This is a genomic window from Pseudoxanthobacter sp., from assembly GCF_036822375.1.
Taxonomy (GTDB): domain Bacteria; phylum Pseudomonadota; class Alphaproteobacteria; order Rhizobiales; family Segnochrobactraceae; genus Pseudoxanthobacter.
This window is the reverse complement of sequence record NZ_DAISHT010000114.1, coordinates 1-7,808: the sequence shown is the minus strand read 5'-3', so window position 1 is coordinate 7,808 and position 7,808 is coordinate 1. Positions and strand designations below refer to the sequence as shown.

Below are 7,808 nucleotides of genomic sequence, written 5' to 3'. Positions count from 1 at the left end.
GCCGGGCGCTGCACGCACGCTAAACCGGCAGCGCAAAGCGCTGCATGCAGGCTAACCGGCAGCGCAGGGCGCTGCACGCACGCTAACTGGCAGCGCAAAGCGCTGCGCGAGGGGTGAATCCGACCAATGTCGATCACAGCTCTCGACGGGGTCGTCCTCGTCGTCACACTTCTCTCTGCCGTGCTGGCCATGGTGCGCGGGTTCGTGCGCGAGGTGCTTTCCATCGCCTCGTGGGTGGCCGCAGCGGTTGCGGCCTATGCGTTCTACGGCCATCTGCTGCCGATCACGCAGACTTATGTGAAGAACCCGCATCTGGCGCTGGCGCTGACCATCGCGGGCATCTTCCTCGTCACGCTCATCGTCGTCAGCGTGATCACCATGAAGATCTCCGATTTCGTCATCGACAGCCGGGTCGGCGTGGTCGACCGCGGTCTCGGCTTCGTGTTCGGCGCGGCGCGCGGCCTGCTTCTGGTCGTGGTGGCGATGCTGTTCTTCAACTGGCTGGTGCCGGTTACCAAGCAGCCGGTGTGGGTGGCCGACGCCCGCTCCAGGGTGATGCTGGACGAACTGGGCAACCGCCTGCTGGCGCTGCTGCCTTCCAACCCGGATGAGATGCTGCGCGAGCGGCTGGGCACGCTCGGCAACGTGCTGCCCGGGGCCGCCAGGGCGCCGGAAGGCGAGACCACCGGAGAAGAGACCCGCGGCACCGCCGCGCCGGCCGATCCGGCCTATGGCAACAACTCGCGCCAGAGCCTCGATCAGCTCATCCAGTCGAGCGGCGGCCAGCAGCAGCAGCCGGCGACGCCGGCGCCGGCAGAAGGCCAGCCGGCACAGTAAAAGGGCCGTCGCCCGCCCGGTGCGGCCATCCGGCCCGGCGGACAAAGCGCGGCGACGGCGCGCGCCGTCCCGGCGCGGACGCATCCGGCGTGCGGCCGCGGCCGGTCCGTGGCATGATCGCCGCGCGCCTTGCAGGGCCCGCATGGCAGGGTGTGGCCCAAGGGCTATCGACGCCGCGCGCTTTGCCGGCTAGAGCAGAGCCGCTGTTGCCGGAACGACCGGCCGCCCGGCGAAACCGGGATGGCGGGCTTTCCGCAGGCCCCGGCCTTCCGCAGTGAGCGGAACGGCCTATATGGAGGGGGCGCGGCAGATCGGCGGCGCGGTATCACGGTGCCGCCCGCGCACGCAGACATGGGAACAGCCCTGGCGCGCCGCTGGCGCACCGGGGCGTTGTTCGTATGGGTGCATCGCATCCGGCCTCGACCGGGGCGAGGGATTTCGGACTTTCGCGGCGAGGGGGCCTGCCCCCTCCGGGCCCGCGAGGGGAGTGCCGGTTTCCAGCCAGTGGCGGAGCCGGATTTCTGCGCCGGAGACCGGGAGAGGCTCTGGCGGGCCGGGCGGGCAGCGCTCCGGTCAGGCGGCGGGACAGTTCGACGGATGACGATGGACACTCACCACCACAACACCGCGCACGATGATATGACCGCGCACGATGACACGGCGCAGAACGGCCCCGCCGCGGGCGCGCCGGGCACCCCTTTCGACGGCGATCACCTGCACGAGGAATGCGGCGTGTTCGGTGTGTTCGGGCATGAAGAGGCGGCGGCGCTGACCGCCCTTGGCCTGCACGCCCTGCAGCACCGCGGGCAGGAGGCCTCCGGCATCGTTTCCAGCGACGGCAGCGATTTCTTTCTGGAGCGCCATATCGGCCTCGTCGGCGATGTGTTCACCCATCCCTCGATCATCGAGCGGCTGAAGGGGCGCACGGCCATCGGCCACACGCGCTACTCCACCACCGGCGCGCCGGTGCTGCAGAATGTGCAGCCGATGTTCGCGGAGTTCGCGGGTGGCGGCTTCGCGGTGGCCCACAACGGCAACCTCACCAATGCCCGCGTGCTGAAGCGCACGCTGCAGGGCCGCGGCTCCATCTTCCAGTCCACGTCCGATACCGAGACCATCATCCACCTCATCGCCACCTCCAATCGCGGTCCGCTGATCGACCGGCTGGTGGATGCGCTGCGCCAGATCGAGGGGGCCTATGCCATCGTGGCGCTGTGGGGCGGCGGCATGATCGGCTGCCGCGATCCGCTCGGCGTGCGCCCGCTGGTGCTCGGCCAGCTCGACGGCGCCTATGTGCTGGCCTCCGAGACCTGCGCCCTCGATATCATCGGCGCCCATTATGTGCGCGATATCGAACCCGGCGAACTGGTGGTCATCACCGAAGGCGGCATCGAAAGCCTGCGGCCGTTCCAGCCCGCGCGGCCGCGCTTCTGCATCTTCGAATATGTCTATTTCGCCCGGCCGGATTCCATCGTGGAAGGGCGCAACATCTATTCGGTGCGCAAGCGCATCGGCGCCGAACTGGCCCGCGAGAACCCGGCCCCCGCCGATCTTGTGGTCCCGGTGCCGGATTCCGGCACCCCGGCCGCCATCGGCTACGCGCAGGAGGCCAGCCTGCCGTTTGAACTCGGCATCATCCGCAACCACTATGTTGGCCGCACCTTCATCCAGCCGACGGATTCCATCCGCCGCATGGGCGTGAAGCTGAAGCACAACGCCAACCGCGCCATGCTGGAAGGCAAGCGCGTGGTGCTGATCGACGATTCCATCGTGCGCGGCACCACCTCGCTCAAGATCGTGGAGATGGTGCGCGACGCCGGGGCGACGGAAGTGCACATGCGCATCGCCAGCCCGCCGACCACCGATTCCTGCTTCTACGGCGTCGATACCCCGGAAAAGAGCAAGCTCATCGCCTCGCGCATGTCGGTGGAAGAGATTGCCGCCTTCATCAAGGTCGACAGTCTCGCCTTCCTGTCCATCGACGGCCTTTACCGGGCCGTGGGCGAAGCCGGCCGCAACGCCCGCGAGCCGCAGTTCTGCGATGCCTGCTTCACCGGCGATTATCCGACCCGCCTGACCGACCGGCAGGAAGAGCTTGGCCGCAAGCCGCTGCTGGCGCGGGCGAGCTGAAGCCGCGATGGCCGGCACCGACGCAGCGCAGGCGGGCACGGCCGGGGATTTTGCCGGCCGCGTCGCCCTCGTCACCGGCGCCTCGCAGGGCATCGGCCGGGCGCTTGCCTGCGGGCTGGGCGGGCGCGGCGCCCATGTGGTGGCCGTTGCCCGCGATATTGCGGCGCTGGAAGCGCTGGACGATGCCATCCGCGCGGCCGGCGGCGAGCCGCCGACGCTGGTGCCGCTCGACCTGCGCGACGATGCCGGCCTTGGCCGGCTGGCGCAGGCCATCGGCACGCGCTGGGGCCGGCTCGACTGCTTCGTGGCGAGCGCCGGCATCCTCGGCCCGCTGACGCCGGTCTGCGATCTGGAGCCGGACGCCCTCGCCACGCTGCTCCATGTGAACCTCATCGCCAATCAGCGTCTCGTGCACCGGCTCGATCCGCTGCTCAGGGCCGCGCCGGCCGGCCGGGCCATTCTGCTGTCGTCCAGCGCGGCCTGGCGCGGGCGGCCGTTCTGGGGCGGCTATGCGATGACGAAGGCCGCGCTCGATGCGCTGGGCCGGGCGTGGGCGGCCGAGACCGCGCATACCGCGGTGCGGGTGAACCTCGTCAACCCCGGCGGCACGCGCACCGCGATGCGCGCCGCGGCGATGCCGGGCGAGGATCCGCTGACGCTGCCGGCGCCGGAGGACCTCGTCGAGCCGCTGCTGGCGCTGCTGCGCCCGGATTTTACCGAAACCGGCCACATCTACGATTTTCCCACCCGCACGCTGCAGGCGTTCCGCGCGCCGGCGTGATTTTCCCCCTGTGCGGGCGGCCGGCGGCGACAAAGCCGTTGTCGGCCCCCGTCGCCGGCGGTTAGGCTTCGCGCGTCTGCCGATGAGCCACAGCCGAGCCCTGCAATGCCGAAACTGACCCGCCGCGAAGCGCTGAGCCTCGGCCTCGGAGCCGGTCTCGGTGCGCTCTTCCTGCCCGGTCTGGTGCGGGCTGCCGAAGACGGGCCGCCGCCCGGCACCACCTTCACCCTCGTGCATGTCAACGATATCTATCGCATGGCCGACGACCGGGGCTGGGGCGGCTTTCCCCGGCTGGCGGCGGTGGTGAAGGCGGAGCGGGCCCGTGGCGGGCCGGTGCTGTTCACCCACGGCGGCGACACGTTCTCGCCGTCGCTGATGTCGAATTTCGACAAGGGCGCCCACATCGTGCGCCTCACCAACATGATCCGGCCGGATGTGTTCGTGCCCGGCAACCACGAATTCGATTTCGGCAAGGCGGTGTTCTTCGAGCGCCTGTCGGACGTGCAGTTTCCGGTCTTCGCCGCCAACCTGCGCGATGCGCAGGGCCAGGTGCTGCCGCAGATCCGGCCGAGCGGGATCCGCGATCTCGGCGGCGTGCGCGTCGGCTTCGTGGGCCTTGCCTATGACCGCACGCCGGAGGTGTCGCAGCCCGGCGATCTGACATTCCTGCCCTCGCTCGACGTGCTGCGCACCGAGGCCGCCGCCCTGCGCAAGGCCGGGGCCGACATGATCGTCGGCGTTGCCCACGCCGACCGCAGCACCGACGATGCCATTCTGAGCGAGCGGATCGTCGACGTGCTGCTGACCGGCCACGTCCACGACCTTGCGATCCGCTATGACGGGGTTTCGCTGCATGTGGAATCGAGCGAGGACGGCAACTACGTCACCGCCATCGACTTCATCGTGAAGGTCAGCGAGCGCGACGGCCGGCGCACGGTGAGCTGGAAGCCGGTGTTCCGCATTTACGATTCGCCCGGCGTGACGCCCGACCCGGAGGTGGCGGCCGTCGTTGCCGCCTATGAGGGCGAACTCTCGAAGGCGCTGGACGTCGACATCGGCCGCACCGCCATTGAACTCGACAGCCGCACCGCCATCGTGCGCACGCAGGAGGCGGCGATCGGCGATCTGTTCGCCGATATCGTGGCGAAGTCCGCCGGCGCGGATATGGCGATCCTCAACGGCGGCGGCATCCGCGGCGATACCACCTATCCGCCGGGCACCATGCTGCGGCGGCGCGACATCCAGACCGAACTGCCGTTCGGTAACACGGTGGTGGTGGTTGCGCTGAAGGGCAGCACGGTGCTGGCGGCGCTGGAACACGGCCTCGGCAAGCTGCCCGATGCCTCGGGCCGCTTTCCGCAGGTGTCGGGCGTTGAACTCGTCATCGATCCGGCAAGGCCGGCCGGCAACCGCATCCTGTCGGCGCAGGTGGCCGGCCGGCCGCTGGACCCGGCGGCGACCTACACCGTTGCCAGCAACAATTACATGCTGGGCGGCGGCGACGGCTACACCATGCTGGCCGCGGGCCGGGTGATCGTCGGCCTGACCGACGGGCAGCGCATCGCCAATCTGGCGATGGAGGCCATTGCCGCCGACGGCGGCGTGACGGCCGTGGCCGGCAACCGCATCGTGGTGCGCTGAGGCCGGGCGAGGGGAGCGATCATGCGCATTTTCACCATCGGTTACGAGCAGGTGACACAGCCCGCCGTTCTGGAAACCCTGCGCGCGGCCGGCGTGGGCCTGCTGGTGGACGTGCGCGCCGTTGCCGCCTCGCGCCGGCCGGGTTTCGCCAAGAGCCATATTGCCGCCGGCGTGGCGGAACAGGGCATCGGCTATGTGCATCTGCGCAAGCTCGGCACCCCGGCCGAAGGGCGCCTTGCCGCCCGCACCGGCCGCTATGGCGACCTGAAGCGCATCTATGACGCGCACCTGCAGACCCCGGAGGCGGTGAAGGAATTCGCCGATCTCTCGCGCCTCGTGCGCGAGGCCGGCCGGCCGGTCTGCCTGATGTGCTACGAGCGCCACCCCGAGCACTGCCACCGCGGCATCCTCGCCGATCTCCTGTGCGAGGAACCGGACCGGGAGACCGAACACCTTTTTGCAAGTCCGATCTGATTTGCAAATCCGATCCGACCGGTCCGGCCCGGTCTCCGGTTTGCCGTTCGGGACGGGCACCGCCCGGGATCGGACCGGCACAGATCCGGACAGCATGCAGCAGCGCGGGAAGCGCACCGGCCGCCGGGCCGGGCGAGTTGAGGGATGTGAGCTTTGGGTTCGGCGACTGCGTGGATCTATCTCGTCATTGCCGGTCTGTTCGAGACCGGATGGGCCATCGGCCTCAAGTACAGCGCGGGAATGACGAAGCTGTGGCCCTCGCTGGCCACCGGCGTTTCCATGGCCATCAGCGTGTGGCTGCTGGCGCTGGCGCTGCGGACGCTGCCGGTCGGCACCGGCTATGCGGTGTGGACCGGTATCGGCACGGTGGGCACGGTGGCGCTCGGCATCGTGCTGTTCGGCGAGCCGACCACGCCGGGCCGCCTGATCTGCGTGGCGCTGATCGTGGGCGGCATCATCGGCCTCAAGATTCTCGGCTGAAGCCCGGCGGACAGGCAGAACGGCGCCCGCAGAGGGCGCCGTTCGTCACTCTCATGCTGCAGCCTCATGCTGCAGTCTCATGCCGCGTGCGCGCCGCGACGCAGGCGGGCGTCACGACTTAGGCGCGGCGACCGGGCCGAGGCGCAGGAACAGCGTTTCGCCGGAGGCATCGTCCACGCCGTCATTGTCGGTGATGGCGAAGCCGTTGCCCTGCGCATCCACCGCAAAGCTCTCCACCTTGTCCTGCACATAGCCTTTGGGCGCGGCCAGTTCCGGCAGCAGGTCGCGCAGCGGCTGCTTTTTCACCACCGGCAGATCGCCGCCCAGCGCCGCCGGCTTCAGCTCCGCGGCCGGCACGAACATCAGCGCCTTCACCTTCGCGTCGCGGCCGATGCCGTTGTCGCGCTCGATCACCACCACGCCTTCGTCGCCGAGCGCGGTGATTTCCGACAGGCCGACCCAGCCCTTGTCCGCCTTTTCCAGCGGATAGCGCACCGCACCCCACGCGCCGGTCGCCGGGCTGTAGGCATAGAGCTTCGTGGTGTTGGCCGCGTCGTCCTTCCACGGGCGCTGCTGGGCAATCCATACCCGCTCGCCGGCGCCCTTGCCGGTCACCGTCACGCCCTCAAAACCGAACCGCGTGGCACTGGCGGCCGCCGGGGCCGGCAGGCGAACGGTCTTCTCGATGGCGCCGCCGGCATCCACGGCGATCAGCAGGTTTTCGCTCGGGCCCTTCTTGCCTTCCGGGTTACCTTCGGAGACCAGCCAGAAGCCGCCGCCGTCGCGCAGCGCAATGCCTTCCAGATCGAGGCCTTTGGCCGGCTTGCCGCCCTCCGTCACCGTCTGCGCGGCGACGATCGTGGCCGGGGTCTTCGTGGCATCGATGGTCAGGATGCGGCCCTGTGCATAGGCGCTGTCGGTGACCGCATAGAGCCGGCCCGGCACGGTCGCATCGGCCACCGCACCGGAAATCGCCCCCCACGGGATCGGACGGCCGGCATCGTCAGCGGCGCTCTGCAGCGTCGGATAGGCGGCCGGGGCCTCCTGCTCCTGATAGATGGTCACGACCGAGCCGATGCCGCCGTCTTCGCGCAGATCCTTCTCGCTGGCGGTAACGAACAGCCGGCGCTCCGGAATGGCCAGCAGCCCTTCGGGGGCCACACCGCCCGGCAGCGCCTGCACGAAGCGCGGCGCCCGGCCTTCGCCTTCGTCGACATAGACGGCCACCAGCGAGGCGCGCTCGGTGCCCACGAACAGCACCCGGCGCTCGCCGAAGGTGCCGACCTCGATGCCTTCCGGCTCGCTGCCCTTGGCGGCAGAGCGCTTTTCCGGATAGTGGCCGAGGCGCATGGCGAGATGATCCAGCGCGTTGCCGCTGTCGAACAGCACCTTGCCGTCAGCACTGAAGATGGTGAAGCCGCGGCTGCCGCCCTTCCAGTCGCCCTCGTTGGCGGTGGCGAAGCGG

The 7,808-nt window shown here is 69.7% G+C and carries 7 protein-coding genes; 6 read left to right on the top strand and 1 reads right to left on the bottom strand.

Annotated elements, in window-relative coordinates:
- The first annotated feature begins 126 nt into the window (after window positions 1-126).
- The 6 genes from V7067_RS11415 (at window position 127) to V7067_RS11390 (ending at window position 6,343) form a co-directional block, all read left to right on the top strand.
- Entirely contained in the window at window positions 127-837 is a 711-nt protein-coding gene (locus V7067_RS11415; RefSeq protein ID WP_334176030.1) for a CvpA family protein, read from the top strand.
- A gap of 597 nt (window positions 838-1,434) precedes the next feature.
- Window positions 1,435-2,967, top strand: a complete 1,533-nt coding sequence (gene purF / locus V7067_RS11410) for an amidophosphoribosyltransferase (protein WP_334176029.1) — start codon at window positions 1,435-1,437, stop codon at window positions 2,965-2,967.
- A 7-nt stretch (window positions 2,968-2,974) separates the two neighbouring features.
- Window positions 2,975-3,748: an SDR family NAD(P)-dependent oxidoreductase gene (locus V7067_RS11405; RefSeq protein WP_334176028.1), complete on the top strand. Its 774-nt coding sequence runs from the start codon at window positions 2,975-2,977 to the stop codon at window positions 3,746-3,748.
- A 105-nt stretch (window positions 3,749-3,853) separates the two neighbouring features.
- Entirely contained in the window at window positions 3,854-5,389 is a 1,536-nt protein-coding gene (locus tag V7067_RS11400) for a 5'-nucleotidase C-terminal domain-containing protein (RefSeq protein WP_334176027.1), read from the top strand.
- Between the two features lie 21 nt (window positions 5,390-5,410).
- Entirely contained in the window at window positions 5,411-5,863 is a 453-nt protein-coding gene (locus tag V7067_RS11395; RefSeq protein WP_334176026.1) for a DUF488 domain-containing protein, read from the top strand.
- A 153-nt stretch (window positions 5,864-6,016) separates the two neighbouring features.
- A complete protein-coding gene (locus tag V7067_RS11390) occupies window positions 6,017-6,343 on the top strand; it encodes a multidrug efflux SMR transporter (protein WP_334176025.1) in 327 nt (108 codons plus the stop codon).
- Window positions 6,344-6,454: 111 nt separating this feature from the next.
- On the opposite strand, the gene V7067_RS11385 is transcribed toward V7067_RS11390, so the two are convergent.
- Window positions 6,455-7,808, bottom strand: a 1,354-nt coding sequence (locus V7067_RS11385; protein ID WP_334176024.1) for an esterase-like activity of phytase family protein, incomplete at its 5' end; no start/stop codon positions are given.

Bases quoted from the DNA above. Each gene is read 5' to 3' on its own strand.
- V7067_RS11405 (WP_334176028.1), top strand. From the start codon at position 2,975: ATGGCCGGCACCGACGCAGCGCAGGCGGGCACGGCCGGGGATTTTGCC.
- V7067_RS11395 (WP_334176026.1), top strand. From the start codon at position 5,411: ATGCGCATTTTCACCATCGGTTACGAGCAGGTGACACAGCCCGCCGTT.
- V7067_RS11400 (WP_334176027.1), top strand. From the start codon at position 3,854: ATGCCGAAACTGACCCGCCGCGAAGCGCTGAGCCTCGGCCTCGGAGCC.
- V7067_RS11415 (WP_334176030.1), top strand. From the start codon at position 127: ATGTCGATCACAGCTCTCGACGGGGTCGTCCTCGTCGTCACACTTCTC.
- purF (WP_334176029.1), top strand. From the start codon at position 1,435: ATGACGATGGACACTCACCACCACAACACCGCGCACGATGATATGACC.